This is a genomic window from Cryobacterium sp. N21, from assembly GCF_002929575.1.
Taxonomy (GTDB): domain Bacteria; phylum Actinomycetota; class Actinomycetes; order Actinomycetales; family Microbacteriaceae; genus Cryobacterium; species Cryobacterium flavum.
Window position 1 is genome coordinate 22,707 of the sequence record NZ_PJJQ01000035.1, and the last position, 26,836, is coordinate 49,542.

The following is a 26,836-nucleotide window of genomic DNA, read 5'->3' on the forward strand; positions in this document are numbered from 1 at the left end:
TTCGAACTCGGCCCAAGGTCCGAGCCTGTTTCCGGGACCGGGACCGGTCGCTGGGACCACGCTAGAACATGGGCCCGGTTTCCGGGACCGGTCCCGGTTGCACAGACAGCTAGTGCGTGTAGACGCGAATCGACGACGCGAGCGGCCCGGGCGGGTTCAGCGCGAACGACGACAGCACCCCGTCGCCGGAGTAATCCACGAGCGCCCAGAGTTCAGACCCGCCACTCACCACGTAGCGCTCTCCGCTTTGAAGCGGCACCGTGGCGCTGGCCCCGGCGCCCACCGTGAGGTCTACCGGGGTGCCAGCGGCGGGGGTGAGGGTGAGCGAGGCATCCGCTGCCCCACTGTTGACGAGGTGCAGCGTCGGCGACGGGCCGTCGGCCACGGCCACCACGAAGGGGCCCTTGAGCGGCGCCGACGCCGAGAACCAGCCGAAGTCCTTACCGCCGGTGCTGTCAGTGGCGGTGCGGGCGGCCGCGACGATCGGCTCGTCGGAGCGCAACTGCACCGAGAAGCTGCCAACGGCCAGCGGCGCGAGCGGAATTTCGGTGGCGATGCCGGGCTCGACATCCACCTGGGTCGACGTGCCGGAACCTGACCCGTCGGCGCTCGTCACGCCGATCTGCACGGTCGCCGCCGCATCACCCGGCACGAACACCCGAATCGACGCGGTGTCGGCGTTGAACCCCTCGCCCGTCGTCACCGTCTCCTCGCTGACGGCCGCCGTGACGCGTACGCCGGCAATGATCTGGTTGGTGGCGGGGGTCGCGGTGGTACCGATGATCTCGACTCCGCCCGGTTCGATGCCGCGAATGCTGCTCTGCTCCAGCGACGCGGCAACCTGCCCGCCGCGCGAGGAGACGTGCAGAACCGGCGATTTCACGTTCGGCGCGAGTCCGGCTAGCGAGATGACCCGCTGCTCGCCCGGCTGCACCAGGATGCCGCTCGCGCCGGGTGCGTCCACGAGTCCGCTCTCGCCGTAGACCGTCACGTTGACGGTCGCAAGTACGGAGGTCGGGTTGCCGAGCAGCAGCAGGCTGGTACGCCCGATATCGGTCGAGCCGCCCACGATCCAGCTGTCGCTGACCGCTTCGGCGCAGGCGGCGACGGCGAGCCCGCCAATGGTGTCGGTGGCGGCGACCTGCGACTGACTTCCGGCCACGAGAGGCGGAACGGTCGCGCCATCCTGCACGGGAACGGTCAGCAGCAACGGCGGCTGCCGGCTGTTCGAATCATCGACCGCGGTGATCTCGGTCACCTGCGGCCGAATCTGTTCCAGCGATGAAGCCTCAACCGCTCCATACACAGCGGATGCCGCTCCCACACTCGACGCGGACTGCGCCTTCGTCGAGTCCTCGGCCAGGGTCAGCAGTGGTCCGGGGCAGACCCGCTGCTGCTCACTGGGCAGCGGCGCGATCTCGCTGGACTGCGGGTTGCGTTCAACGGTCGGCAGCGTCACGAGGGTGGCCGCGCCGAGCGTCGCGACGACGACAGCGATGCCGACGAGGCCGAGCACACCGCGTCCGGCCCGGCCGCCGATGCGGGCGAGTTGGCTTTTATCTGGCATTGTCGTCCTTCGGTCGGTCGTTGGCAGCCGGGCCGACGCCAGAGACGCCAGGCGTGCCAGCCCCTGAGGCAACGGCCGGGTCGGCAACAGCTGGTTCGGCCGCAGCATCGTCGTCGGCGAACCCGTCGTCCGATTCCAACCCGGTTCCGACGCCGGTCTCCCGGTCGATCGCGAGGTCGGCTTCGAGATCGGTGCCGAGCGGCACCTCCAACTCCTCGTCACGATCGGATGACACAGCACCCTTCGACCGCCGCACGCGCTTGGGCTTCTGTTTGGCGTCGGCACGGGCGGCCCGACGAATCGCGTCGCGGTTGGCCTGGCGCACGGCTTCGCGCCCGGCGCCGATCGGCAGCGACAGCAGAACGGCGCTGCCCACCACGGCGAAGGCAATGAGCAGGGTCACCAGGCCGAAAACGCCGCCGGCGCGAGCCGGTATCGGGGTCGAGGCGGCAGCATCCGTTTCGCCGAACTGCCAAAGGCGGCCGAACTCGGTATCGCCGACCGGGGCCAGGCTCGAGTTGCCGTCGAGGGCGGTTTCGGTGCGCAGCGCGGTGTCGGCCGCGTCGACGCCGGTATCGCCGGGCTGCAGCACAATAAAGCGGATGCCGAACTCGGCCAGGTCAGCGTTGGTGTCGAGTCCGCTGTGCGAGGCCAGGTTGCCGGCGAGCTCCGCGAGCGCTTTCTCGCGGGTACTGAGAGTCGCATCGGTGCTGTCCAGGGTGGATTGCTGGTTCAGTGTGGCGCCGATACCGCGCTCGATCGTGGCGAGCAGCCCGCCGTCAGCCTGCGGGGTGAGCTTGAGCGTGCCGACCCGGTTGTCGATCTGGGCCTCGGCGGCGACGAAGGCCGGCTGGGTCTGCCCGGTTCCCTCGCGCACGGCGGCGGTGCCGAGGTGCAGCGAGGCGACCAGCGGCAGCACGACCACGGCCAGGGCGAGCGCGGCGACCACACCGGGCGTCGATGCGAAGCGGTGCAGGGAGCGCAGGCTGATCACCAGGGCGCCGACTAGTCCGAGCCAGTACAGACTGAGGCCGCTGCCGGTCCAGACGCGCACCGGTTCGGCGCCGATCGCGGCGAGAACGAGCTGGTTGACGGCGAGGGCGGTGCCGAAGCCGAGCAGCGCAACGAGCCAGGCGCCGCCGGCGAGGCGCGCGCCGGGCAGCAGCAGCGCGAGCAGGGCGAGCACGGCGAGGGGCGCGAGCAGAATCGGTACGAACAGCTGCGGGTCCAGGCCCTCGACGCCGAAGCGGTCGAGCACGCCGGCCCAGCCGTCGGTTCCGGGCAGTCCGAGCAGAAGTTGCAGGGTAGGAGCCTGGCCGCTCGGCACGGGCAGGCCCGGGTCGGCGACGAGGTTCAGCCAGTCACCGCGCAGTCCCTGGTTGACCAGCAGGGGCAGGGCCAGCGCGAGCGCCGGCAGCGGAATACCGATGAAGCGCATCACTCGGCGGCCGGCCAGGGCCACGCTGAGCGCCCAAACCACGAGCAGGGCCGGGGCGAGCGAGGGCGCGCAGGCGACGACGGCCGCGAACAGCAGGGCAGCGGATGCCGATGCCGACCAGGTGCGCGCGGCGGCGAACCAGGCGAAGAACAGCCACGGCAGCAGCAGGTGCACCAGAATCGCGGCCGGACGTGCGTCGGCGAGGGCGATCAGAAAGGTCGGGGCCAGCACCCAGAGCGCGGCGGCCAGGGCGCGCAGGCTGCCGCGGTCGGTCAGCCGGGTCGCGGCCATCCAGGCGCCAACGGCGGCGAGGGGAAAGGCGAGCGCGTAGACCAATACGAAAGCAAACGACGGCGACCAGAACGCAATCGAGCCGAGCACGGCCACAACCGCGGCGAACGGATCGGCGGCGCCGACGAAGCCGAGCCCCAGGTCGCGCCAGCCGAAGCCGACACTCGCCCACAGTTCGGGCAGGGTCGGAGACAGCGGCAGCAGCCCGCCGCCGGTGAGGGTGTCGGCGCCGAGCAGCGGCACCATCATGATGATGCCCACGACCGCAGCGGCGAGCATGGTCCAGGCGCCGCCGCCGGAGAAGAATCGAATCTCGGGGCGTTCGCCGTGCAGGCCGAACAGGCTCGCCTCGCGCTTGAGCGAGTGTCGCCGGCGCACCTCATTCGAGGGAACCCGCAGCGTGGAGATGGCATCCCAACCGAGCGTGCGCGTTTTCGCAAAGGAGCGGCGGGCGTTGCCGACGCGCATTCCGTTGAACGCGGCGCCGAACGCGGCCGCGAATTCGCCCACGATCGCGCCGGGTTCCTTGCGCAGCAGTTGCCCGAGCGAGCGCACAAAAGCCAGCGGCAGCAGCGACAGCCAGTGAAAAACCAGGGCTCCGGCGGGCGCGTAGACCAGCCGGCGGTGCAGCTGCGCTGAACGTTCCGCGCGCACGCGGCGACGGCGGAGGCGCCCCCGCGAGGACTGGTTGGGCCCGGCGACGCCGTCACCGGCCGAGGCGACGCGGGCCGCCGGAACGACCGACACGCGGTACCCGGCGAGCCGCACACGCACGCAGAAGTCGAGGGAATCATCCACTGTCGGCAGGGCCGGATCGAACCCGCCGAGCTGCTCCCACACCGTGTGGCGCACGAGCAGGCCGCCGGCGCTGACGGCGAGCACGTCGCTCAGGCCGTCGTGCTGGCCCTGGTCGAGTTCACTCTCGACCAGGGTGACGGTGGCGCCGGTCGGCGTCATCGACTCGCCGAAATTGTGGATATATTCGCCGGCGATCCATTCCATGACCTTCGGTCCGGCGACTGCTACCGAAGGGGCGATCTCGAGCGCGTCGACGAGCACCTCGAGGGCGGTCGGGTCGGGCGCGCTGTCCTGGGCGAGCAGCCAGAGCAGCTCGCGGTCGTGCGTGGGCGGCGCGCTCACGCGCACTGCGGCGGCGATCGCCTGACCAAAGTTCAGATCGGTGTCGGCGGCAATGAACTGCGTCGGCCCGAATTCGGCGAGCATCTTTGCGGTCGCATCGCTCGAACCGCAGTCCACGGTGATGACAATGTCGGGTTTACGGGTCTGCAGCGACAGCGCCTTGAGAGTTCGCTCAAGGTGTTTCGCGCCGTTTCGGGCGACAAGGATGGCGGTGACTCTGGGTTGCATAACAGAACCAGCCTAGGTCGGGATCGGCCCGCGGCCCTGAACCGAGAGGGCGCGCCTCAAATATTGACGACGCAATAGCGAAGCGGATGCGGCGCCATCCTCTCAGAGACCGGGTCTCGTCGGTCCGTGGAGCGGCTCGCCTGCCGGCATTTGCTTGCGAGCGCCGAAGGAGTTAGGCGCGCTTTCGCAGTTTGCGGCGTTCGCGCTCGGAGAGTCCGCCCCAGATGCCGAACCGCTCGTCGTTGCTGAGCGCGTATTCGAGGCACTGGTTGCGCACCTCGCAGCCGGAGCAGATCTTCTTGGCGTCGCGGGTGGAGCCGCCTTTTTCGGGGAAGAACGCCTCGGGGTCGGTCTGGGCGCAGAGCGAGTCGGCCTGCCAGGCCAGAAGGTTCTCGTCGCCGAGATCTTGTCGTACGCCCGGGACACCGAGGGTGACGGGGTCAACGAACCAGTCCTCTGGTACTCCGGAACGATAGTCAGGTATAGCCATATCGTCTCCCAGCGCTCGCTACGCACCGTTTGGTGCTGCACCTAATTACACCGGTGTAATTCGCTAACGTCAAGTCGCAGATCGTAAACCCTCAATACGGGCTGGAGGGTTGCGACGCGCCGATGACGGCAAAATCGGCATTCGGGGGGTACGCGGGCTCAAAACAACGTCGCGAACGTAGCACGATCGTTGGCCCGACCGGCGTGTCGCTGAGCTCAGTGCGCGGCGGCGCGCGAGGAATCCCAGGCGCTCTGCACCATCTGCTCCAGGGTGTGACGCATGCTCCAGCGCAGGTCGCGGGCGGCGAGCGCGCCGGAGGCCACGATGCGATCCGGGTCGCCGGCGCGGCGCGGACCGATCTCGGGCTCGAAGTCGATGCCGGTGACCCGGCGCACCGTCGCCATGATCTCGCCGACCGAGACGCCATCGCCGCTGCCCAGGTTGTAGACAGGTTCGATTGCGTCGCCGGCATCGAGGCGGCGAGCCGCAGCCACATGGGAGAGCGCGAGGTCGGCCACGTGAATGTAGTCGCGCACGCAGGTGCCGTCGGGCGTGGCATAGTCATCGCCGTTGATGCGCGGCGTGCGGCCGTCGAGCAGGGCCGCAAAGACCAGGGGAAAGAGGTTGTGCGGACTGGTGTCACGCAGTGACACGTCACCGGAGCCGACCACGTTGAAATAACGCAGCGAGGTGTGGCGCAGACCGGTCGCCACGGCCTGGTCGCGCAGCAGCCACTCGCCGATCAGCTTGGATTCGCCGTACGGCGACTCCGGGCTCTTCGGCGTCTCCTCGGTGACCAGGTCGGTGTGCGGCGTGCCATAGACAGCGGCGCTCGAGGAGAACACAATGCGATCGATCTCGGCCGAGCTCATGGCGGCGAGCAGCGTGGCGGTTGCCGTCACGTTCTGCTCGTAGGTGTGCAACGGGCGCTGCACCGAGACGCCGGCGTACTTGAAGCCGGCCACATGAACGACTCCGTGCACGTGATGCTCGTGGAAGGCATGCAACACGGTTTCGCCATCGAGCACGTTGGCCCGAATGAACGGCACGTCGGCCGGCACGAACGACTCGTGTCCACTCGAGAGATCATCGAGCACGACCACGTCAAGGCCTTCAGCCTGGAAAGCACGCACCACATGCGAGCCGATATAGCCCGCCCCGCCGGTTACCAACCACGCCATGAGGCTCCGCTCGTTCGCGTGGCACTCGATGCGCCACCGCTACAGGCTAGCGCCAGCGAATCAGAGCGTCATATTCGTCGGTCACGTGGGGAGTTTTCTGGCCGTAGCCGTCGAGGTACAGGGAGCGGATCGTGGCAGCAATACCCGCGACCGCAAGGACGATGAGGAGGAGCATAAAGATGAACATGGCAGAAACTCTATGTATTGTGCTTTTCTGCCGCGAGTGGCAGCATTGACACCGTTCGACACATTTCTGCCAACCTTGACGAGAGGATGCCCATGCTCCAGAAAATCGTCTGCGTCACCCTCCCGGGTCTGGCGCCGTTCGAATTCGGCGTGATCTGCGAGGTGTTCGGCATCGACCGCAGCGCCCAGGGCGGGCCAGCCTTCGACTTCCACGTTGTGGCCGCCGAACCCGGACCGATCCGCACCAAGATCGGCTTCGACATCGTCGTGCATGACGACCTGTCAGCCGCCGCCGATGCCGACCTGATCGCCATTCCCGGCTACGAGTCCGGCGCACCCATCGACCCCCGCGTGCTCCAGGTCGTGCGCGACGCCGAAGCCCGCGGCGCCTGGGTACTCAGCGTCTGCAGCGGCGCCTTCGTGCTCGCCCACGCCGGCATCCTCGACGGACGCCGCAGCACCACCCACTGGATGTACACCGACGCCCTCGCCCGATCGTTCCCCCAGGCCACCGTCGACCCCGACGTGCTCTTCGTTGACGACAACCACGTCGTCACCGGCGCCGGCACCGCCGCCGGCATCGACGCCGCACTGCACATCGTGCGCACCGAGCTCGGCGCCACGGCCGCCAATATCATCGCCCGCCGCATGGTCGTGCCGCCGCAACGCGACGGCGGCCAGTCGCAGTACATCGAAGCCCCGGTCGTGGACTGCCAGGACGAATCCTTCGCCGCCGTCACCGAGTGGATGCTGCGCCACCTCGACCAGGAACTACCGGTCGACCTGCTCGCCCGCAAGTCGCTCATGTCACCGCGCACCTTCGCCCGCCGGTTTCGCGCTGAGCTCGGCACCACGCCGACTCGCTGGCTCAACCGGCAGCGACTGTTGCGCGCACAGGAACTGCTCGAAGACAGCTCCCGCAGCCTCGAAGAGATCGCCGCCGACACCGGCTTCGGCGCGGCCGCCGTGATGCGCCACCATTTTTTGCAGGTTCTGCAGACCACCCCGACCGCCTACCGCCGGGCCTTCGGCCCCCGCAAGGTCGGCTAGCCGCGCTGCGCCCTGCGTGGGACTTGCGCCAGTGCGCGGGAGTGCCAGTCTGGCCAGAACTCCAGCGCAACGCGCCGCGCGGGACTTGCGCCAGTGCGCTCGCGTTGTGCCTCCCACGCAGTGGCGCAACTCGAGCGCGGCGAAAACCTGCGGCCGCGGCGGCGAACTGCGGGGGGCGGCAGTCCCCGGGCTAGGCGCCGGACATCGCCAGAAAGACCTCGCCGGTGCCCGCGAAGGTCAGCGTGCCCTCGTCGGGTGTGACGTACACGGCCTGTCCGCGCTTCAACGGGCGAGAGGATGCCGCCCCCGCGACCAGAAACCCGCCGGCCGTGCAGATCGCAATGGCCGGGCCGGTGAGGGTGATCTGTCGCATGGTGACGGGTGTCGCCGATGCGGCGGCAGCATCCGCTTCAATGTGCACGAGCTCAAAATCAGGCACCCCGGGGCGATACACCGAGACGCCCTCCGCGAGCGCGACCGGCGCGAGGTACGGCGCCGTCACCGCCTCGAAGTCGAGCACCGCGAGCAGCTCCTCGATATCGATGTGCTTCGGGGTGAGCCCGCCGCGCAGCACGTTGTCGGAGGCGGCCATCAGCTCCACTCCGAGTCCCGACAGATACGCGTGGATGTTGCCGGCCGGCAGATACAACACCTCGCCGCGTTTCAAAGACACCCGGTTGAGGAGCAGGGCCAGCACGATTCCGGGGTCGCCCGGGTACTCGGCGGCGAGCGCGCGCACCGTCGCGAGCTCGCGGGCATAGCCGATGGCCGCTCCGCCCGCGGCCAGGAACTCGGCGTGCGCGGCGAGCGCGACCACCCGCTCGACCAGCCATTCCACCTCGCCGGAGTCGCCGCCGCGACCGTCGCGCAGCAGCCAGTCGACGGTGTCGCGCAGCCCCCCGGCCAGGTGATTCTCGAGCGAGTCGATGGCCGCGGCTTGCGGGTTCTCGGTCGCGAGGTCGAGCAGGCGCAGCTCGGCGATGATGCCGCGCACCTCGGGCAGCGGGCGGAATCCGCAGAGCGCTTCGAACGTGTCGCTCAGGGCAAAAATGAGTTCGGGCTTGTGGAACGGGTCACGGTAGTTGCGGTTGCCGGCGTCGACGGCGATTCCGGCCTCGTTTTCGAGCTCGAATCCGGCGCGGGCCTGCTCTGTCGTGGGGTGCGCCTGCAGCGATAGAGGGCGTCCGGCGGCCAGAATTTTCAGCAGAAAGGGGAGGCGCGGGGCATCCGCTTGCCGCGTCGCCCAGCCAGCGCCGAGCGCCACCTCGGGCGCCGCAGCGATCCATTCGGCGAGGTTCGAAGACCCACCGATTTGCGACGGATCCTCGATTACCGACGGCGAACCGGCATGGGCCCCCAGCCACAACTCCGCCTCCGGACCCCCCGACGGCGTGCGACCCAGCAGGTCGGCGATCGCGTGCGTGGACCCCCAGGCGTAATTGCGCGGCGCGTTGGTGATGCCCACAAACATGTTCGGCTCCTTCTCAAAGTGTTTAGACCAAACTACCAACCGACTTCGAGCATTCAGCCAACGACCCTAGGCTGACCAAACCGCACCGGTCGCGCGTCGACCGCCCATCTTGCAACGGAGCATCCATGACCTTTGAGCTACTCGGCAGCGACTTCTTCGGCTACGAAAACCTTCTCACCGAGCCCGAACAGACGGCCATCGTCAAACTGCGCGCCTACCTCGAAAAAGAGGTACGGCCGATCGCAAACGGATGCTGGGACCGCGCCGAATTCCCCACCCAGATCATCAAGCCGCTCGCTGAGCTCGGCATGTACTCCTTCGGCTGGGAGTCCACGAAGCCGTTTGCGAATTCGGCGGTGTTTCGGGGATTCGTGGCGCTGGAACTGGCGCGAGTGGATGCATCCGTCGCCACCTTTGTCGGCGTGCAGAACGGCCTGGCGGCCGGGTCGCTCGAAGCCTGCGGGTCGGACGAGCAGCGGGCCGAGTGGATTCCGCAGCTGGCCTCGGGCGACATCATTGGAGCGTTCGGGCTGACCGAGCCGCTCAGCGGTTCGGACAGCGCACGGGGCCTGCGCACCACGGCCACTCGCAGCGGCGACAACTGGACCCTGAACGGCGCCAAGCGCTGGATCGGCAACGCCACGTTCAGCGACATAACAATCATCTGGGCCAAGAACACCGCCGACAACCAGGTGTTGGGGTTCCTCGTTCCCACCGATACCGCCGGCTATGCGGCCACCAAGATCGAGGGCAAGATCAGCCTGCGCGCGGTGCAGAACGCGGACATCACCCTGACCGACGTGGTGGTTCCCGAGCGCCTGCGCCTGCAGAATGCCAACTCGTTCAAGGACACCGCCAAGGTGTTGCGGGCCACGCGCGCCGAGGTCTCCTGGGCGGCCGTCGGCAACGCCATCGGGGCTTACGACGCCGCCGTCGCCTACGCGCACGAGCGCGAACAGTTCGGCAAGCCGATCGGCGGGCACCAGCTCGTGCAGGACCTGCTGGTCAAAAGCCTCGGCAACATCACCGCGAGCCTCGGCATGGTCGTGCGGGTGTCGCAGCTGCAAGACGAGGGCGTGCAGCGCGACGAGCACTCCGCACTCACCAAGGCCTACACGACCAGCCGCATGCGCGAAAGTGTGGCCTGGTGCCGCGAGCTGTTCGGCGGCAACGGCGTCACCCTCGAGTACAACGTGGCCCGGCACTTCGCCGACGCCGAGGCCATCTACTCCTACGAGGGCACCCAAGAGATGAACACCCTCATCGTGGGCCGCACCATCACCGGCCAGGCCGCCTTCGTCTGAGCTTTCGGCGCGGGTGACGTGTGGCCCGGGGGCGGGCCACACGTCGATGTGTAAACATACCGGCGGCATGTGCTGTAACGGCAGCCCCAGACGGGGTGCCCCCAGAAAGAACGACCCCGGCCGCACGCTCTGCCGCGATCCGTTTGGCGCGGCGTGTCGCAGATCCCCGGCGTTACGTACCCAAACGGATGGCCTGCGACCCCGCTCCCGCGATCTCTACCCGGAGTGCCGTTCATAACTGCGGAGATTTCGCACGAACCGGGTCGTCATAGCCGGATTCCACGCATTCGCGGGAACATCTCCGCAGTTGTGAACACCGCCTCGAGTAGGGCTGCAGATTCTTAGGCACCCGCCCCCAAAACCGGCCGTGTACTGTGCGACAACCACACCCCCGGGCTACGGTGTCGGAATGAGACTTGACGAGCACGGCCGCGCGTGACGACCGACCAGGGGCTTGACGCGATAGTCGTCGGATCCGGCCCGAACGGACTCGCCGCCGCCGTCACCCTCGCCCGCGCCGGCCTCAGGGTGCGCGTCTACGAGCGCAACGCGCAGATCGGCGGCGGGGCGGCAACCGCCGAGCTCACCCTGCCCGGGTTCCACCACGACGTGGGCAGCGCCGTGCACCCACTCGCGCTGGCCTCCGAGTTCTTTCAGAAGTTCGGTCTCAAAGACCGCATCGAACTCACTGTGCCCGAGATCTCCTACGGGCATCCGCTGCCCGGCGGCCGCGCCGGCGTGGCCTGGCATGACATCGAGCGCACCGCGGCCGGCCTCGGCCGCGACGGCCCGGCCTGGCTTCAGCTGCTGAATCCCCTCGTCGATAACATCTCAGAAGTCGCCGAACTCACCGGGGACTCGCTGCTGCGGGTGCCGCGGCATCCGCTCACGCTGGCCCGGTTCGGGCTGCGCACCCTTGAGCAGGGCGGCCCTGCCTGGAACTGGCGCTTCACCGGCGACACCGCCCCGGCGCTGCTCACCGGAACGTTCGCCCACTCGATCGGGCGGCTGCCGAGCCCGTCAACCGCCGGCGCCGGCCTCGTTCTCGCCGCACACGCGCACGCCGGGGGCTGGCCCATCCCCACCGGCGGAAGCGGCGCCATCGTTCAGGCCCTCGCCGACGACCTGCTCGCGCACGGCGGCGAAATAATAACGGATGCTGACATCCACAAGCTCACAGACCTGCCACCGGCCCGAATCGTGCTGCTCGACGTGACGCCCCGGGCGCTCATCGAGCTGGCCGCCGGGGCACTGCCCGACCGGTACACCACGACCCTCAGCCGGTTTCGTTATGGCAACGCCGTCGCCAAGGTGGATTTCGCCCTGAATGAACCGGTGCCGTGGAGCGCCGACGACCTGCGGCGAGCGCCGACACTGCATGTGGGCGGAACCCGCGCCGACCAGGCCCGCGCCGAGAACTTGGTCGCCCGCGGGCAGCACTCCGACTCCCCCTACGTGCTCGCGAGCCAGCCGAGCATCATCGACCCCAGCCGCGCCCCGGAGGGCAAGCACGTGCTCTGGGCCTACACCCACGTGCCGGCGGGCTCCACCCGCGACCAGACCGAGCAGATCACCCGCCAGATCGAACGCTTCGCCCCGGGGTTTCGCGACACCATTCTCGCCACGGCCAGCCAGACCGCCGCGCAGATGCAGAACCACAATCCCAATCACATCGGCGGCGACATCGCGGCCGGAGCCATCAGCCTGGCCCAACTCGTGCGCCGTCCCGTGCTCTCGCCCGACCCGTGGCGCACCCCGCTCGACGGCGTCTACCTGTGCTCATCGTCGACCGCGCCCGGCCCCGGCGTGCACGGAATGTGCGGCTACCGCGCAGCCCTGAGCGCCCTGGCCCACGAATACAACATCGTGAAACCGCCCGACCTCTCTCCCACCGCCCAATAGGTCCGCGAGAGCGGGTGAAGTGTTGTTTCGGCCGCTCCGAAGCAACACTTCACCCGCTCTCGCGAATCGCTTGGCAGCATCCGCTCGCCGCAACCACCCGAAGGAGCCCCGATGGCCGTGAACTACCGAAAATTCAGCTGCACCCCCGAGCAGGTCTTCGCGGTGCTCGAAAACGGATGGCTCTACCCCACCTTGGTCGTCGGCGCGAGCCGCATGCGCGACGTCGACGCCAGCTGGCCCGCGGTCGGCAGCCGCATCCACCACTCGGTCGGAGTCTGGCCCGCCCTCATCGACGACACCACCTCCGTGCTCGAGTGGAACGCGCCCCGCCATGTCATGCTCAAGGCCCGCGGCTGGCCGATGGGTGAGGCGCACGTGTCGATCGACATCCAAAATCACGACAGCGGATGCCGCGTGCGCATCACCGAAGACGTCGTCGCTGGCCCGGCCCGCCTGGTTCCCACCCCGCTGAGCGATCTGGCCATCGCTTACCGCAACACCGAGACCCTGCGCCGCCTCGCTTACTTAGCCGAGGGCCACGCCGAGTAGCCGCGTCCCCTCGTCCCCCTCGTCCCGCCTCGTTCTGCGAGAGCGCAAAAAGTGCCCGATTGAGCCCTCCAATCGGGCACTTTTTGCGCTCTCGCGTGACCTGGCGCATCGGTGTCGCGCCTGCCGATACAACAACACCGGTAATCTGAAGCCATGTCCGCCGTGCAGAGTCGCCTCGTCATTCGACTCTTCGCGACCTTCGTCTGGTTCACCGTTCTGGCCGGCCAGTTCTGGCGCAACCTCGGCGGCTGGTGGGGCTTCGGCGCCATCGCCCTCATCGTGGTGGTCGGCAGCTTGATCGGCCTCAGCACCCAGCGCACCAACGCCCGCAACCGCGCCGCCGCCCGAAAACTCGTCAACGCAGGCAACGCCGCAAACGGCACCCCCACCGACCGCGACATCGCCCGCGGAAACACCTACCAGGCCGCCCTCGCCCCCGCCCTGAACTGGCGCAAGTTTCCCAAGACCATCACCGCGTTCCTGCTACTGGCGACCCTGTCCATCGCGTGGTCGTATTACCCGGGGGCATCCGCTCTGGGTGTGGCCCTGCAGCTCATCACCACCCTCGCCGCGCTGTTCCTGGCCGTCACCCTCACCTGGCCGGAGCTGCTGCGCACCCTGGGGGGCGCCCTGCGCTGGGTGCTCGCACTCAGCCTCGTGTTCGAGCTGTTCGTGGCCGTCGTCGTACAACATGAAGTGCTGCCGTTCTTCGTCGACTACGGCACGAATGACGTACCGAACGCCTTTTACTGGAGCCGCGGCCTGCTGCTAGCCGGCGGCCCCATCGAGGGCATCGTCGCCAACCGCAACCTGCTCGGATTCATCGCACTCACCGCCATCATCGTCTTCGCCGTTCAGCTACGAGCCCACACCGTCAAGCGCAACGCCGGCCTGGTCTGGCTCGCCCTGGCCATCGGGATGCTGCTGCTCACCCGCTCCGCCACGGTCACCGTGTCGCTCGTCGCGGTCGTCGCCGCCCTGCTCTTCGCCCTCTGGGCGCGCACAGTGCACGACCAGCACCGCCGGCCGCTGTATGCCGTGGCGGCGGCATCCGTTCTGGCGGTGGCAGCGGCACTCGCGCTGTTCTCCGGGCAGCTGTTCGGCGTGCTCGGCCGCAGCGACGACCTCACCGGCCGCTTCGACATCTGGGGCAGCGTCACTCACCTCGCCCTGGAACGTCCGGTGTTCGGCTGGGGCTGGGTGAGCTACTGGGTGCCGTGGGTGGAACCGTTCAACGACCTCGCCGTGCGCAACGGCGTCACCTACCTGCAGGCGCACAACGTCTGGCTCGACGTGTGGCTGCAGCTCGGCGTGATCGGCGTGATTCTGTTCGCCGCCCTGGTCTTCTCCACCCTGTGGCGGGCCTGGTTTCTGGCCGTCGACCGGCCGCGGCTCGGCGTGAAAGACACCGAACCGTTCGCCGCCAGCGCCCTGCTGCCGCTGCTGCTGCTCGCCGCGCTGATCGCGCAGAGCATCGCCGAAAGCCGGATGCTGATCGAGAGCGGCTGGGTGATTCTCATCGTGCTCGCCGTTGTCACCAAGCGGCAGCAGCACGCGCCACGACCAATGCCCTGACTTCGGCGCGGTAAATTAGAGGATGCCCACCCTGCCCGAAGCCCTGCGTCGCGTACTCGCGTCGCCGAAGTTCGCGGCTTCGCTCACGCTCATCATTCTGGCCACCGCCTTCAGCACCCACCTGCTGCGCAGCGTCATGGGCTGGGCCGGCCTCATCGGCATTCTCGGCGGCCTCGTCGTGCTGGCCATCTTCTCGCTCGTAGCCCGCCGCCCCATCGTGGAGTGGCACGGCCTGCTCCCCATCTCGATCATCGTGTTCGTGGCCTGGTGCGCGCTCTCCGGTCTGTGGAGCGGCTACGTCTCCGACACCATCATCGGCGTCAGCTACCAGGTCACCGTGGGGTTCCTCGCGATCTACGTGGCCCTCGTGCGCGACACCTTCCAAGTCGTGCGCGCCACCGGCGATGTGCTGCGCGTGCTGCTCGGGCTCTCCATTGTGCTCGAGGTGCTCTCCGGCCTGCTGCTAGACCTGCCGATCGCCTTTCTCGGCGTCGTCGGCGACATCGACCGGCTCGGCCCCATCCAGGGCATCTTCGGAAGCCGCAACGTCTTCGGCCTCATCGCCCTCATCGCCGCGGTCACCTTCTACGTGGAGCTGCGCGCCCGGTCCATTCCGCGCGGGCTCGGCATCGGCTCCATGTGGCTGGCCGGCATCTGCCTCGTGCTCACCCGCTCCCCCGTCATCGTGGTCGTCGCACTCTGCGTGACCGTCGCCGCGCTCGCCCTCTACCGGCTGCGCCGCACTGCCGTTGACGGCAGGTGGATGCTGCAGCTCGGCCTCCTGAGCGCGGCTCTCGTGGCCGCCGGCGCGGCCTGGCTCGGCCGCGCCGCCATCATCAGCGCCCTCAACGCCGGCAGCGAGTTCGAAGCCCGCTACTCACTCTGGACCGAGATGTGGCGGCTGGTGGAGCTGCATCCGCTCGAGGGGTGGGGCTGGGCCGGATTCTGGCCGCAAGACGTGACCCCGTATGGCTGGCTGGAATTCACCACGGGACGCCTGCACGTGACCGGCCTGAACGCCTACCTCGACGTGTACTTTCAGGTGGGACTGATCGGCTTTCTGGCGTTTCTCGCCCTGGTGCTGCTGGCTTTCGTGCGCTCCTGGCTGCTCGCTTCGAACAAGCGCTCGCTGGCGTATGTCTGGGCTCCGCTCATTCTGGTGACCCTGCTCGTGACGAGCGCGGCCGAGAGCACCATTCTGTTCGAGTTCGGCTGGCTGCTGCTCGTGATCTGTGCGGTCAAGGCCGCCCAAGGTCTGAGCTGGCGCAGCGCCCTCCCGCACAAGCCGCACCCCGACGCCCCGTAGCGGTTGACCTGGCGGTTTCCGGACCCTGGGTTGGCCGCGTGGCGCGCAGGCCGTCTGTCATCGGGCCCACCTACGCGGGGACTGCGCCGCTGCGCGGGACTTGCGCGACTTCGCGGGGATTGCCGTGGCCCGGTGTCCCGAAGCCGGGCCACGCTGCGCGGGAACTGCGCCAGAACGCGGGAGCTGCGCTCCCAAAGCTCTGCCAGCCAATCGCCCAGCGCGGGGGCTGCGCCAATTCGCGGGAGTTCCGGCCTGGCCACAACTCCAGCGCAACCCGCCACGCTGGAGTTGCGCCAGTGCGCCCGAGTTCCGCCTCCCGCGCACTGGCGCAACTCGCGCGCCTCGCGAAAGCGGCCCGCGACGAGCTCCCGACCGCTCGGTCAAGGCCGCGCAGGGCGCCGTAGCCTGCCCCACTCGCCCGACCCCGAAGCCTCGTGAGCGCAGGCAGCCTCGCCCCCTAGTTCCGGACTGCTACGTTTGCTACATTCGCGGCATGAGAACAATCGCTCGTCGCGACCTACGCAACAACAGTGCCGAAGTGCTCCGCGCCGTTCGGGATGGTGAGACTCTCCAGATCACCAATCACGGCGAGGTCGTCGCCGTGCTGTCCCCACCGCCCGTCGCAGCGCTCGGCGGCATACGACACCGGGCGCCCCTGATCCGCGGCGGCTTTTCCAACATGCCGCTCTTCACTGTTGCCGTGAGTACCGAGTGCGCCCTGGACGAGCTGCGCGCCGAACGTTGATCAGCTACCTGGATACCTCTGCCGTCGCCAAGCTTCTCGCCGACGAGGTCGAGACCAACGCGCTCCGGGCACACCTCGACGACAGGGTCGCGAGCGGGGACGCCGATCTGGTCTCGGCGTTTCTCCTGGAATCCGAATTGCGACAAATGGCCACGCGAACAGGAATACCACAGACCGCGGTCCCTGACGTGCTGTCACGGTTGAGCCTGTTGGACATGGACCGGAGCGTTTTCCGCGATGCCGGACTCCTCATCGGCGCCAACCTGCGGAGTCTGGACGCCCTCCACATCGCCGCGGCCCTCCACGCAGGAGCGAACGAGTTCATCACGTACGATACTCGCCAACAGGAGGCAGCCGGGGCCGTCGGCCTGCTCGTACGCACCCCCGGACGAAGCTAGCAGCTCCCAGCGCTTGAGGCGCGCGCTGCGGCCCATGAATCAGACCGGCTGCACCAGATCCCGCAGCACGTCCTGCAGACCCAGCCCGAACCGGGAGTAGTCCCTCGCGCGCCAGCCGCGCACGATCGGCGCCACGCGCCGCAGCCGCGCCGCGGGCAGTGCGCTCCGCCGCTTTTCGTGTGCGAGCTTCGCCTCGATCAGCGCCAGCACCGAAACGGATGCCGCCGGCTCAAACCCCGACGCGCGTTGCTGCAACGCCGCAGCTCGCGCTAACAGCCGTGCATTGCGTGCCCTACGCGGTGCCCGCAGCCGACTGAGCTTGCCCGTTGCGTCGAGGGTGGTCACGCCGATCTGGTTGCGGCCGTGTTGCCGATAGTCGGTAAGGGGCTCTTCGATCAGGTCGACCTCGCCGGTCGCGGCGGCGACCATCGCTATCCACTCGTCGTGAACCCACGCGGGCGGAAAAGGCCTTGAGCGCTCGACCAGCTCGCGCCGCACCATCATCGTTGCGCCGGTTACGATGTTACGGCGCAGATAGGCGTCGATGGCGTGCCCCGCGTGCACGGACGCCCGGTCGGTATCAGACACACCCAAGGTTTGCAGCAGAGTGAAACCCAAGGGTGCCCCGGCAGCATCAACGAGTCGGGCGTCTGCGTGCAACATCTGCAGTGCGGGCCGCCGGGTGAACTCGGCCATCATGCGTTCCAGACGCTCCGGCCACCAGACATCATCCTGGTCGCAGAGCGCGATGAGGTCGCCCGAGCAGGCCGCGAGCGCCTGCTCGAAGTTCGCCGTCACTCCGAGCGCGGTGGCGTTCCGCAGTACCACGAAGTTGAGATCAGGCCACCCAGCCGCGACCCGCTCCAGAATGGACAGCGTCTCGTCCGTCGATCCGTCGTCGGAAACAACGATCTCGCCCACAGGCAGAGACTGGCCCAAAATGCTGAGCAGCTGCTCTTCAAGATAGGCGGCGCCGTTGTAGGTACACAACGCGACGGAGGTTCTTGGCGCTACCGGAATCATTTTCCCAATTTCATCACGAGGCGCTTCGCGCGTTGGCAGCCAATCCGTACTAGTACCTTAAGGCTAAAGACATTCTGGCATGCCAAGCTGAACCACTCGGAGGACAAACTAGCCACCCGACGGTGAGCGATTTCCTAGGCACGATTCACGAACGTTTACCATGTACATGGCGGCAGCGTCAGAAATGACGATATGAGGAGTACCGATTGAAGTCCCGGCAACACAACATGAATGACTTTTCGCTGTCCGTCGTCATACCGAGCTATAACTCTGCGCCGTGGCTGCCCTCAACCCTGGCGGCTCTGGCGGCGGCCCTTTTGCATACCGCATGGACGGTCGAAATCATTGTCGTCGACGACGGCTCAACGGACGACAGCGGAACCGTACTGCGCGAGATTCAGGCAGCGTATCCCTTCCCATTGCGCATCGTGGCTCAGCCGAATCAAGGACGATTCTTGGCCCGGTGGGCCGGGACTCAGGCTGCGAGGTATGAGAACATACTTATCGTCGATTCACGAGTTCTCGTACACGAGCGCGCATTCGAGCACGTCGCCCTGGGGCTGCGGGGTGACGACGCCGCGAAAGTGTGGAATGGCCACATGGTGACGGACCGCGCCGCACCCTTAGTCGGCCTGTTCTGGGAGGTACCTACTTATGCTTTCTGGGGCGACTATCTATCACACCCTCGACCGACCGTAATCACCGTGGAAAACCTAGACCGGGTTCCGAAAGGCACGACATTCTTACTCTTGCCGAAAGAGCTGTTTGTGCGGGCTTGCCTTGCATCTTGGCCAGAGGGGAACGCTCACCTCGTCTCTGACGACACCAAATTGTTGCGTTTTATGGTTACTCAGATGCCCATTCGTCTCGATCCTGGATTTTCGGCAACTTATCGCCCCCGCACGACTATCAAACAGTTTCTTTCCCATAGTTGGGTACGGGGCACACTCTTTGTGGACAGTTATGCCGGCACGAGCGCTCTGCGGAGCCTCATGCTGATCGCGTTGGTTGTGTTGCCGCCCGTTACGGTTGCGCTCGCGGTGGTAGCAATTGTCACCGGCATATGGTCATTGTTCTTCGTTCTGATCGCGCTCGCATTTGCCTCACTCCTTGCTCCCGCATTCGTCGGCACCCTACGTCGATGCCCGCCGCGCGCGACGATGTCCTACCTCACGTTCGTACTGCCATTCGGTGTCGTGTTTTGGGCCGGCCTCACTCGCGGTCTCGTAATTCATCGGGGGGCCTTCCTCCACACCCCACACTCTGAGGAAAAGGCACGATCATGATTGTATTTATTTTTGGAACGACAGCGGAGGCGATCAAACTCGCCCCGATCGCCCGGCGCCTCGACGAGCAGAAGATTCCCTACCAATATTGGCTCACCCTTCAGCACACGGCCGCGTTGATGGAGATCCTGCCTGGTCTCGGATTCGGCGATCCCGATCAGATGATCGCGAATACCCCCACGGGCAAACCACTAAAGAACTATGGCGACGTTTTTCGATGGTTGGTTCAAAGCGCCCGTTGGCTCGTCTTCAAGTCGCGATCGGTCCGCCGATCGCTGCCGGCCAACACCATCGTCATCGTGCACGGTGACACCATGACCAGCGTGCTTGGAGCTTTCATCGCAAAGTGGTTGAGGTTTGATTCGGCGCACGTGGAGGCAGGTTTGCGTTCCGGCAACTGGCGCCACCCGTTTCCCGAGGAGCTCGACCGGCGGATCGTCGGAAAAATGGCGAGAGTGCATTACTCACCCTCAGATGTTTCGACAGCGAATTTGGGGCGCAGGCCCAATGTCGTGCACACTCACGGCAACACGGCCATCGACGCCGTACTCGACCGGCCCGCGTTCGAGACCGACAACACCGATAAATTTGGTGTGGTCCTTCTTCACCGTTTTGAGCTTCTCGCCAAGCCGTCTTTGGTGGAGGACACCATGAAGACTTTGGCTTCTCGTAGCCCCCTACCGTTTCATCTGTTTGTCAACGAGTTTTCCGAGGGCGCGCTCACGCAGGCCATTCCGTCAGCGGATCGGAGCAAAATCCAAGTACAAAAAAAGGTGGCACACGACGAATTCGTGGGTTTTCTTCGCAATGCACAGTTTGTCGTGACGGACTCGGGCGGCATCCAGGAGGAGGCCGCCCTCCTTGGCGTGCCGACGCTTGTGCATCGCGTAGCCACTGAACGCGGCGAGGGCCTCGGCCAGAATGTCGTGCTTTCGGAATGGAAAATCGACCGCCTATCAGACTTTCTTGCAAATTTCGCTCGTTATCGCAGACCGATGGCTGTACCGGAATCGTCGCCGTCAGATGTAATCGTGTACGACCTGATCGCGCGCGGCTACGCACGATGACGAGAGCAGGCACGATTGGTAAATCAGTATGAGTATCCGAAACAGGGGCCAGGCTCTCTTTGCCCAGCACGGCAAGGCATTGCTTGAGATTGGGGCGCTCAGCGCCCTTGGAATCTTGGCGACGGCCGGGTTTCAGGTAGCTGCCAGCCGGGGGCTGGGACCCGGCGGATTCGGGCTACTTGCTGCCTTTCTCGCGATTATCAATGTGGCTGCCGTTGGAAGTTCGGCGCTGCGTAACTCGGTCGCCGTGGTCGCGGCGGACAGCAGGCTGTCGGGACAGTCGCTAGTGAAAGTACCTGGCCTTGGCACCGCACGTCGACGCCTGGACAGCTCCATGGTAGAGGCGCTTGTTTTGGGCGGCGTCGGCATGGTCGTGCTCAGCGTTGTTTCGCCTTGGTTGGCCCGTTCTCTCGAGACGAATGTCACTGCCCTCGTGTTGACGGCCGCTACGATCCTCCCGTATTTCCTTTTCGCGCGAGCCCAGGGATTGCTTCAGGGAACTGGCGACTCTCGCTCGGTCGTGATGTGGACTACTGGGTCCCAAGTCGCTCAGCTGCTGCTGGCGTTGGTCGCGATCGCGTTGGGATTCGGCGCCATCGGGATCCTCGTCGTCGTCTTGGTCACGGCAACGGCAGGGGCATTAGGCGCGGCTTACCAAACAAGACGGCTCACAATTCCCGTTATCCGCAAGCCATTCTCCATCGCCAGCTCCGTCGTACTTCTGCTCACGATCGCCTTCGCCTGGTTGACCAACGCGGATGTCATCCTGGTGCGCTCGGGTGCCTCCGAACTGATCGCCGGTTCGTTTGCAGCTGCCGCCGTGCTCATCAAGACCACCCTAATATTGCCCACCACATTGTCGCTTTACCTCCTGCCCCGGTTCGTTAACCGTCGGGGTGACGCATCAATGACCAAGTTCGGTGTCAATATAACTTTGGCACTCACCTTTCTCAGTGGCATAGCCATGTTCTTGGTCGTACTCATTGCCGGCAAGCCTCTCGTGCTTCTGATTTTCGGAAGCGGATACGAAATGGCCGTAGCGCTTCTGCCGTGGCTCGCTCTGATGTGGCTGCCGTGGGCTATGGCCCTCGCCGTACTTGTGCGCATCACTGCGGCCGTATCGAAGACGAGCTTGGTTGTTCTCCTTCTCGTCGTCGCCATCCAGTGGTTGGGATCAACGGCAATTCTCCCGGACATCTACGGCATGATGGCGTTCAACGGCTCACTCGGTGGGGTCACGCTTGCATTGCTTTTCCTCATTCACTTACGCAAAACCCGCAGCGTTGAAACCTCCACGGCGGCCCCTGCCCGCTGATCGGGGAGAGTTTGTAAGCTTGGTAATATTGGATGATGCAACCCCTTTTAGCCAAGACGCTTATCGTCATGCCGGCTTTCAATGAGGAAGAGTCGGTCGGCGCAGTTGTCCGAGAAGTATTTGCCAAGGTACCGGGAGTTTCCGTTCTTGTCGTCGATGACGGATCAACGGATGCTTCAAGTCGGGTCGCGCGCGCTGCTGGCGCGCAGGTTGCCACCCTCCCCTTCAACCTGGGTGTTGGCGGCGCGATGCGCGTGGGCTTTCGATACGCCCTCGAAAATGACTTCCAAAACGTCGTGCAGATCGACTCCGATGGGCAACACGACCCCGCTAGTGTTCCCTCCTTACTCGCAGCGCTCCACGGCTCTGATCTCGTGCTCGGTGCTCGTTTTGCTGGGCAAGGGGACTACGCGGTCAGCGGACCACGCCAATGGGCGATGCGTTTGCTAGCGTTCATTTTGAGCAGGATCACTAAGACCAAGCTCACCGACACGACATCAGGGTTTCGCGCTTCAGGTCCGCGCGCTGTTCGACTTTTCGCGGAGCACTATCCGGCCGAATATTTGGGCGACACCATCGAGGCTCTCGTCATAGCGTCACGTGCCGGGCTCACGGTGAAGCAGGTGCCTGTGTCCATGCGGCATCGCGCCGGTGGCGTTCCATCGCACAATCCATTCAAAGCGGCCGCGTACCTCTCGCGAGCGTTTTTAGCACTAATCTTTGCCCTCGTGAGACCTTCGTCGACCTATCATGTGGGGACCCGCTGATGAACGCCACTACTTACATCTTCGGCATTATCTCAGCACTTCTAGTGCTGATCGTCGTCGTGGAGTTATTGCGCCGCCGACACCTGCGGGAACGACATGCAATCTGGTGGCTTGTCGCTGGGGTATTTGCCCTCATCGCAGGCATCTTTCCCAGCACTCTTAACTTCACGGCCGGTCTTATCGGGGTTGCCGTGCCTATTAATCTGGTGTTCTTTGCCAGTATCGCCATACTGTTCTTAGTGAGCTTGCAATTCAGTTCAGAGCTCACCCAACTTGAGAGTAAAACGCAAACACTTGCGGAGCGTGTCTCGCTCATCGAACTCGAGTTGCGCACACTCAAGAGTAAGAACGTGGGCCACGACGTCTAATCATGCAGCGACAACTTCCGACTCCGAAAGTGCGTTTGTCGCTCCCGCCGCACCGCCAATGGCGCCTTGCTGGAGAACAGCCTGAGAGTGTCGAATAGTGTAAACCGTGACGCCGAATAGAGTCGCAGCTAACGAAACAGACGCGATAACCCACACAGCCATAGGCGAGATAGGTAAGTCCCACCACCATTCGCGTCCGTTGTCCAGATTCAATCCACCCACGTCAACCCCAGTTACATAGCGGCGAATATTGACGTGAAGTGCTACCGCGTGGGCCATGGAGAGCACCGACGCCACGACAATGAGTTGAATTGAATTCAGTCGAATCGTCTCTCGCTTCAATTGAAGCAACGCTACACCAACGAGGATGATCATCAACGGATAGATATATCGTGGTTGGACACCTGACCCTACCAACACCCTGTCGTTAACAAGAATGTACATAGGTATGACAATTAGACTACCAAATATCATGGTCAAAGCGAGCGACTTCCGTTTGCCCATGGAGTTCAATCCCCAAAAGAGCAATGCGGCGAATACTGCGAGCGTTGTCACCCAGACCAAACCCGGCATAGCCGTATCCAGCCACCCTAATCCCCAAAAACCAAGAGCGCCCGCCCACAACTGTGGCAAGAGTATGAGGTTTGAGTAGGTCAAGTTAACCACCTCGGCACGTGTCGCGCCCTCAGCAATGGCATCTGGAGTAACAACGGAAGACTGACCCGATGCCAAAAACATAATTGCAGCAACCACGGCCAGCGAAGCAGGCAGCAGGCACAAGAGTGCAAAACGTTTTGTGCGCGCCCAACTGAGAACGAAGACCACTGCTATGGCCAAGACACCGTAGACGGCAGCATCGCTCCTAGCGCCCGCTCCCATCACTAAGCTGACCGTCGCGATAACGCCGAACGCCGTCCTCTTCCTAATTGATTTCGCCTCAAAATACCCGAGGAGGGCTACCCACAAGGTAGCAGCCGACAGGACAGCCCAACTGCTCGGGTTCACACTCGGTATCAAGAACATACCAAGAGGGATTAGCGATGCAAGGGCGCCCCACACCAGGGGCGGACGCCGCGATCGCTGGAGGAGATAGAAGAGTGAAGATCCCACCACAACAAATAGAAAAGCATTTACCATTCTCATTGCAATGATCGAAGCTGCTATATCCTCCCCCGCAAATATGCTCATGAAACCATAATATAGGGGGGGGTAAACCCCACCGAAGTTGCCGCGGTCAGTATTGACCATCGTATTGGAAGCATCAACGGAACATGCTGCGCTATTTGTGGGTTGAAACGCATAGCAATGCGCGGCCTCATTTACATATACCGGTACTCGACGTTCCTCGGGCTTGTCCCCAAGTTCACATAAATTCTCTCGGATACCTTGGCCGCACCAAATGCTAGCCATGTGATAGTCGTCATCAGGGCTAGCGCCTACCGGTGACGCAAGCCCCCAGCTAGATAAAGAGATGAAGAGCATTATCGGTATAAGGGTCGAGAGAACGATTTTCTTGACAGTTCGTTTTCTGCTCATTACATTCTCCGTAAGCATTGACTCAATTTTCAGACTCGTCTCTGCTGCGGTCTGGCACTTAGACAGCTTACTGGCGGCATTTTTTGTTCAAATCGCGAGTGCGGTCTTTCAGAAATTAGCGAAGACGTCTTAAACGGCTCTGAACCTTCTTGACGACCACTCGAGGACCTCCCGTGCGGAGATAGTGCAGGAGGAGATCAACGTCGTGACGCAGGCCGTGCTTCCGCCGGCGTATGAGAGGAGACCGCACGGCCTGATTTGTGGCTGAGACCACGCCGCTCACGAGTAGATCTGGAGCATGGTGAGGGCTGGCAACAAATGTGACGAGGGGTTCCAGCACCGAGTCCCACTCATAGCTGGTACGCACTCGCTGAATATTGCTGCGGGCGGCTCGAATGAAAGTCTCGTCGAACAGAATTGTCTCAAGCGCATTTGCTAGCGCAGTCACGTCGCCGGCGGGAACGACGATACCAAGCTCTTCGGACGCTACGAGTTCTGCGAAGTGGTCACCTTCAGTGACGACCATCGGGAGACCCGACCAAAGATAATCCAGAATTCGCGTGCGAAAGGAAAAGGTAGTTTCCACATGCGCAAAATGCGTGCTGACGCCGGCATCAGCTTCACCAAGGTAGTTGTGACGGTCGGCATAATCTACCCACGAGCCGTTGAAAAAGACCGACCTGTCGAGGACACCAAGGTCGCGGGCCAAGCTCCGCGATTCCGCTACGATTCCCATCTCAGGCACGCCAGGATGCGGATGCTTTGTTCCCTGAAAGAAAAGCCGCACGTTGTCGTGCCGAGTCGATAGGTCGGCCACAGCGGAAATCAGGGTCTTGGGGTCAAACCAGTTATATAGCCCACCGCTCCACAGGAGCAGTTTGTCGTCGTTCCCGATACCCGGCAGTACACCCTTAAGTACCGGCCGGCTACTTGGGGGGAACACCGGGTTGAGTCCGAACGGCACAACGTCGATAAGGCCCGTCAAATCGGGGTCATCGGCGTAGTTGGCCGGATTGACCCTACCTAGGGCTGCGAGTTGGCCCAAGTAGAAAAATCTTTGGCGTTCAGATGCGCACAAGAAAAAGTCGCCACGAGCGAGCTGCTCATTGAGCACGTCGGTGGCGTCGGATACCTGTCGACCCCATTGCTCCGCGCCTTTCTCTCGGCCCTGTTCGAGTTGTTCGAGGTGCATAGGGTCGTAAATATCGGCGACAACAATTTTGTCCGTCTTTCTCAATGACTCAAACAGCGCCATAGCCAGACCTTGAAAGATGATGACGTCAGTATCGGACTCAAGTCGCCTCATGGCACGGTCATCACCGGGCTGAATGTGCAGGATGTTGAACTGAGCCGAAGTTAACGCCGCCCCAGCCAGCGTAACCAGAGTGACCGCGTTGTCTTTCGACAGGGCTTCAGCGATATGCCACGCTCGAATCGCTGGACCCGCCATCTTGGCGCCGATTGGGTCGCCAGTGATAATAAGCACACGGGTCAATGCGGGCTTTTCCGTCACGCCAAATGCTGTAACGATCTTCTCGTATCCGGATAGATAGTGATCCTTGGAGTAGGAGGGAGCGTCCGTCTCGCCGAAAAGCTCCCAAATCTTGTTGTCCCCAACCATTCGGCTGGCCTGAATCTCAGTTCGCGATTGCACCAAAGACGGTAGATTCTCGACAAACTGATCTATTGCGTACAGGCCCGCCAGCGTCTCCTTCGCCACGGTGGAGGACGGCCCGTCATTGCCGCCCTTTCTGATATCAAATTCGGTCGAATCCAAATCTCCGCGGGCAACTGCCCGGCGCGCCGCCAAAGCAAGGGTGGCCGGAAAAGTCTTGGCCAGAGCCTCATCGCTCAGGTTCTTGTACTGGCTAAAAAGTGCATTTCGTTCGAGAAGGTAGGTCTCTTTGAAGGAACCAAACGAAGTCATCGACGCATGGTGTTTATGAAAAGCAATGGACGTAGGCGCGTAGGCATAGCGCCAGCCCTTGAGGTTCAAACGCCAGCCGAGGTCGACGTCTTCGAAGAACATGAAGAAGCGTTCGTCAAAGCCGCCCAGGTCGAGAAAGACGGATCTCCGAACGAACGTGGCCGATCCAGTACCGAAAAGCACGTCTTGGGCACGATCAGGTGTCGTCGGGAGGGGCTGGCCGGTGAGCGGCTTGTAGCCCATTCCGAACCACGTCATACCTGCGCCAATGAAATCCACGAGCGCGCCATCCCAATCCAAAACTTTCGATGCAACCGCCCCGATCCGTGGCGACTCCTCAAAAGTCGCAACTGCAGCGGCAACCCACTCAGGGTCGGGCTTCGCGTCGTTGTTGAGAAAGGCCAAATACTCGCCGCTGCTCGCTGCCACTCCCAGATTGCAGCCTCCGGCGAATCCTAGGTTCTCACTCGACACCACGAGATTGACGTATGGCGCTGCAGCTCGGATTTGCTCCGCACTGTCATCACCTGAGGCGTTTTCGACAATAACAATTTCGAGCTGATCCTGCGGCCAATTGAGTTTCTTGAGGTGCTCCAGGGCTTCAATTGTGTCACTTGCGCCGCGAAAGTTCACGAGTATGACGGAGACGAGGCCGGACTTAACTAGAGGCATTTGTCGTGCTTTCTGCGCAGGGGATACGTACATCGAAGCGAATCAAGTAGAAAT

Annotated in this window: 22 protein-coding genes; 13 read left to right on the top strand and 9 right to left on the bottom strand. The window is 64.2% G+C overall.

The genetic code is table 11. The features are described from left to right. Positions 1-109: 109 nt before the first annotated feature. From CXY77_RS14485 to CXY77_RS20195, 5 genes are all read right to left on the bottom strand, one after another. Positions 110-1,567, bottom strand: a complete 1,458-nt coding sequence (locus tag CXY77_RS14485) for a DUF5719 family protein (RefSeq protein ID WP_104130331.1) — start codon at positions 1,565-1,567, stop codon at positions 110-112. Next, positions 1,557-4,664, bottom strand: a complete 3,108-nt coding sequence (locus tag CXY77_RS14490; RefSeq protein WP_104130332.1) for a glycosyltransferase family 2 protein — start codon at positions 4,662-4,664, stop codon at positions 1,557-1,559. The genes CXY77_RS14485 and CXY77_RS14490 overlap by 11 nt, the downstream gene beginning before the upstream one ends. A gap of 172 nt (positions 4,665-4,836) precedes the next feature. Further along, positions 4,837-5,154, bottom strand: a complete 318-nt coding sequence (locus CXY77_RS14495; RefSeq protein WP_092342011.1) for a WhiB family transcriptional regulator — start codon at positions 5,152-5,154, stop codon at positions 4,837-4,839. 215 nt (positions 5,155-5,369) lie between these two features. Continuing rightward, a complete protein-coding gene (gene galE, locus CXY77_RS14500) occupies positions 5,370-6,335 on the bottom strand; it encodes a UDP-glucose 4-epimerase GalE (protein ID WP_104130333.1) in 966 nt (321 codons plus the stop codon). A 46-nt stretch (positions 6,336-6,381) separates the two neighbouring features. Next, positions 6,382-6,522, bottom strand: a complete 141-nt coding sequence (locus tag CXY77_RS20195) for a hypothetical protein (protein WP_158252843.1) — start codon at positions 6,520-6,522, stop codon at positions 6,382-6,384. Between the two features lie 92 nt (positions 6,523-6,614). Here CXY77_RS20195 and CXY77_RS14505 point away from each other — a divergent pair, with 92 nt between their 5' ends. Beyond that, positions 6,615-7,571 carry a GlxA family transcriptional regulator gene (locus CXY77_RS14505; RefSeq protein ID WP_104130334.1) on the top strand — a complete coding sequence of 319 codons (957 nt, stop codon included), beginning with the start codon at positions 6,615-6,617 and terminating at the stop codon, positions 7,569-7,571. A 190-nt stretch (positions 7,572-7,761) separates the two neighbouring features. On the opposite strand, the gene manA is transcribed toward CXY77_RS14505, so the two are convergent. Beyond that, positions 7,762-9,042, bottom strand: coding sequence for a mannose-6-phosphate isomerase, class I (manA, locus tag CXY77_RS14510; protein WP_104130335.1), 1,281 nt, complete (start codon positions 9,040-9,042; stop codon positions 7,762-7,764). A 125-nt stretch (positions 9,043-9,167) separates the two neighbouring features. On the opposite strand from manA, the gene CXY77_RS14515 reads away from it, so the two are divergent. The 7 genes from CXY77_RS14515 to CXY77_RS14545 all read left to right on the top strand — a co-directional run bounded on the left by CXY77_RS14515 (position 9,168) and on the right by CXY77_RS14545 (position 16,821). Continuing rightward, positions 9,168-10,346, top strand: a complete 1,179-nt coding sequence (locus CXY77_RS14515) for an acyl-CoA dehydrogenase family protein (protein ID WP_104130336.1) — start codon at positions 9,168-9,170, stop codon at positions 10,344-10,346. Between the two features lie 435 nt (positions 10,347-10,781). Further along, complete coding sequence (locus tag CXY77_RS14520; RefSeq protein ID WP_104130337.1) at positions 10,782-12,248, top strand: NAD(P)/FAD-dependent oxidoreductase; 1,467 nt, start codon at positions 10,782-10,784, stop codon at positions 12,246-12,248. A gap of 111 nt (positions 12,249-12,359) precedes the next feature. Beyond that, positions 12,360-12,797 carry an SRPBCC family protein gene (locus CXY77_RS14525; RefSeq protein ID WP_104130338.1) on the top strand — a complete coding sequence of 146 codons (438 nt, stop codon included), beginning with the start codon at positions 12,360-12,362 and terminating at the stop codon, positions 12,795-12,797. Between the two features lie 153 nt (positions 12,798-12,950). Then, the gene (locus tag CXY77_RS14530; RefSeq protein ID WP_104130339.1) at positions 12,951-14,372 is read left to right on the top strand and encodes an O-antigen ligase; all 1,422 of its coding nucleotides are present in this window, start codon (positions 12,951-12,953) and stop codon (positions 14,370-14,372) included. A 22-nt stretch (positions 14,373-14,394) separates the two neighbouring features. Then, a complete protein-coding gene (locus tag CXY77_RS14535; RefSeq protein WP_104130340.1) occupies positions 14,395-15,678 on the top strand; it encodes an O-antigen ligase in 1,284 nt (427 codons plus the stop codon). 493 nt (positions 15,679-16,171) lie between these two features. Continuing rightward, complete coding sequence (locus CXY77_RS14540) at positions 16,172-16,423, top strand: type II toxin-antitoxin system Phd/YefM family antitoxin (RefSeq protein WP_104130341.1); 252 nt, start codon at positions 16,172-16,174, stop codon at positions 16,421-16,423. Then, complete coding sequence (locus tag CXY77_RS14545; RefSeq protein WP_199181929.1) at positions 16,390-16,821, top strand: PIN domain-containing protein; 432 nt, start codon at positions 16,390-16,392, stop codon at positions 16,819-16,821. The genes CXY77_RS14540 and CXY77_RS14545 overlap by 34 nt, the downstream gene beginning before the upstream one ends. 39 nt (positions 16,822-16,860) lie before the next feature. Here the strand turns inward: CXY77_RS14545 and CXY77_RS14550 are convergent, their stop codons facing one another. Then, positions 16,861-17,844, bottom strand: coding sequence for a glycosyltransferase family 2 protein (locus CXY77_RS14550; RefSeq protein WP_104130343.1), 984 nt, complete (start codon positions 17,842-17,844; stop codon positions 16,861-16,863). A 227-nt stretch (positions 17,845-18,071) separates the two neighbouring features. Here CXY77_RS14550 and CXY77_RS14555 point away from each other — a divergent pair, with 227 nt between their 5' ends. The 5 genes from CXY77_RS14555 to CXY77_RS14575 are packed head-to-tail and all read left to right on the top strand — an operon-like array spanning position 18,072 to position 22,647. Then, positions 18,072-19,130 carry a glycosyltransferase family 2 protein gene (locus tag CXY77_RS14555; RefSeq protein WP_104130344.1) on the top strand — a complete coding sequence of 353 codons (1,059 nt, stop codon included), beginning with the start codon at positions 18,072-18,074 and terminating at the stop codon, positions 19,128-19,130. Beyond that, the gene (locus tag CXY77_RS14560) at positions 19,127-20,197 is read left to right on the top strand and encodes a UDP-N-acetylglucosamine 2-epimerase (RefSeq protein WP_104130345.1); all 1,071 of its coding nucleotides are present in this window, start codon (positions 19,127-19,129) and stop codon (positions 20,195-20,197) included. The genes CXY77_RS14555 and CXY77_RS14560 overlap by 4 nt, the downstream gene beginning before the upstream one ends. A 28-nt stretch (positions 20,198-20,225) precedes the next feature. Further along, positions 20,226-21,512, top strand: a complete 1,287-nt coding sequence (locus CXY77_RS14565; protein ID WP_104130346.1) for a hypothetical protein — start codon at positions 20,226-20,228, stop codon at positions 21,510-21,512. 35 nt (positions 21,513-21,547) lie between these two features. Beyond that, the gene (locus CXY77_RS14570) at positions 21,548-22,279 is read left to right on the top strand and encodes a glycosyltransferase family 2 protein (RefSeq protein ID WP_104130347.1); all 732 of its coding nucleotides are present in this window, start codon (positions 21,548-21,550) and stop codon (positions 22,277-22,279) included. Continuing rightward, complete coding sequence (locus CXY77_RS14575; RefSeq protein WP_104130348.1) at positions 22,279-22,647, top strand: DUF2304 domain-containing protein; 369 nt, start codon at positions 22,279-22,281, stop codon at positions 22,645-22,647. Before CXY77_RS14570 ends, CXY77_RS14575 begins: the two co-directional genes overlap by 1 nt. Here the strand turns inward: CXY77_RS14575 and CXY77_RS14580 are convergent, their stop codons facing one another. Then, complete coding sequence (locus CXY77_RS14580) at positions 22,648-24,183, bottom strand: DUF2142 domain-containing protein (RefSeq protein WP_158252844.1); 1,536 nt, start codon at positions 24,181-24,183, stop codon at positions 22,648-22,650. Between the two features lie 115 nt (positions 24,184-24,298). Then, on the bottom strand, positions 24,299-26,815 hold the full coding sequence (locus CXY77_RS14585; protein ID WP_369831308.1) for a glycosyltransferase: 2,517 nt from the start codon (positions 26,813-26,815) through the stop codon (positions 24,299-24,301). Positions 26,816-26,836: the final 21 nt, after the last annotated feature.

Coding starts and splice junctions, on each gene's coding strand:
- CXY77_RS14485 (WP_104130331.1), bottom strand. CDS start 1,567: ATGCCAGATAAAAGCCAACTCGCCCGCATCGGCGGCCGGGCCGGACGC.
- CXY77_RS14490 (WP_104130332.1), bottom strand. CDS start 4,664: ATGCAACCCAGAGTCACCGCCATCCTTGTCGCCCGAAACGGCGCGAAA.
- CXY77_RS14495 (WP_092342011.1), bottom strand. CDS start 5,154: ATGGCTATACCTGACTATCGTTCCGGAGTACCAGAGGACTGGTTCGTT.
- galE (WP_104130333.1), bottom strand. CDS start 6,335: ATGGCGTGGTTGGTAACCGGCGGGGCGGGCTATATCGGCTCGCATGTG.
- CXY77_RS20195 (WP_158252843.1), bottom strand. CDS start 6,522: ATGTTCATCTTTATGCTCCTCCTCATCGTCCTTGCGGTCGCGGGTATT.
- CXY77_RS14505 (WP_104130334.1), top strand. CDS start 6,615: ATGCTCCAGAAAATCGTCTGCGTCACCCTCCCGGGTCTGGCGCCGTTC.
- manA (WP_104130335.1), bottom strand. CDS start 9,042: ATGTTTGTGGGCATCACCAACGCGCCGCGCAATTACGCCTGGGGGTCC.
- CXY77_RS14515 (WP_104130336.1), top strand. CDS start 9,168: ATGACCTTTGAGCTACTCGGCAGCGACTTCTTCGGCTACGAAAACCTT.
- CXY77_RS14525 (WP_104130338.1), top strand. CDS start 12,360: ATGGCCGTGAACTACCGAAAATTCAGCTGCACCCCCGAGCAGGTCTTC.
- CXY77_RS14530 (WP_104130339.1), top strand. CDS start 12,951: ATGTCCGCCGTGCAGAGTCGCCTCGTCATTCGACTCTTCGCGACCTTC.
- CXY77_RS14535 (WP_104130340.1), top strand. CDS start 14,395: ATGCCCACCCTGCCCGAAGCCCTGCGTCGCGTACTCGCGTCGCCGAAG.
- CXY77_RS14540 (WP_104130341.1), top strand. CDS start 16,172: ATGAGAACAATCGCTCGTCGCGACCTACGCAACAACAGTGCCGAAGTG.
- CXY77_RS14550 (WP_104130343.1), bottom strand. CDS start 17,844: ATGATTCCGGTAGCGCCAAGAACCTCCGTCGCGTTGTGTACCTACAAC.
- CXY77_RS14555 (WP_104130344.1), top strand. CDS start 18,072: ATGAATGACTTTTCGCTGTCCGTCGTCATACCGAGCTATAACTCTGCG.
- CXY77_RS14560 (WP_104130345.1), top strand. CDS start 19,127: ATGATTGTATTTATTTTTGGAACGACAGCGGAGGCGATCAAACTCGCC.
- CXY77_RS14565 (WP_104130346.1), top strand. CDS start 20,226: ATGAGTATCCGAAACAGGGGCCAGGCTCTCTTTGCCCAGCACGGCAAG.
- CXY77_RS14570 (WP_104130347.1), top strand. CDS start 21,548: ATGCAACCCCTTTTAGCCAAGACGCTTATCGTCATGCCGGCTTTCAAT.
- CXY77_RS14575 (WP_104130348.1), top strand. CDS start 22,279: ATGAACGCCACTACTTACATCTTCGGCATTATCTCAGCACTTCTAGTG.
- CXY77_RS14580 (WP_158252844.1), bottom strand. CDS start 24,183: ATGAGCAGAAAACGAACTGTCAAGAAAATCGTTCTCTCGACCCTTATA.
- CXY77_RS14585 (WP_369831308.1), bottom strand. CDS start 26,815: ATGTACGTATCCCCTGCGCAGAAAGCACGACAAATGCCTCTAGTTAAG.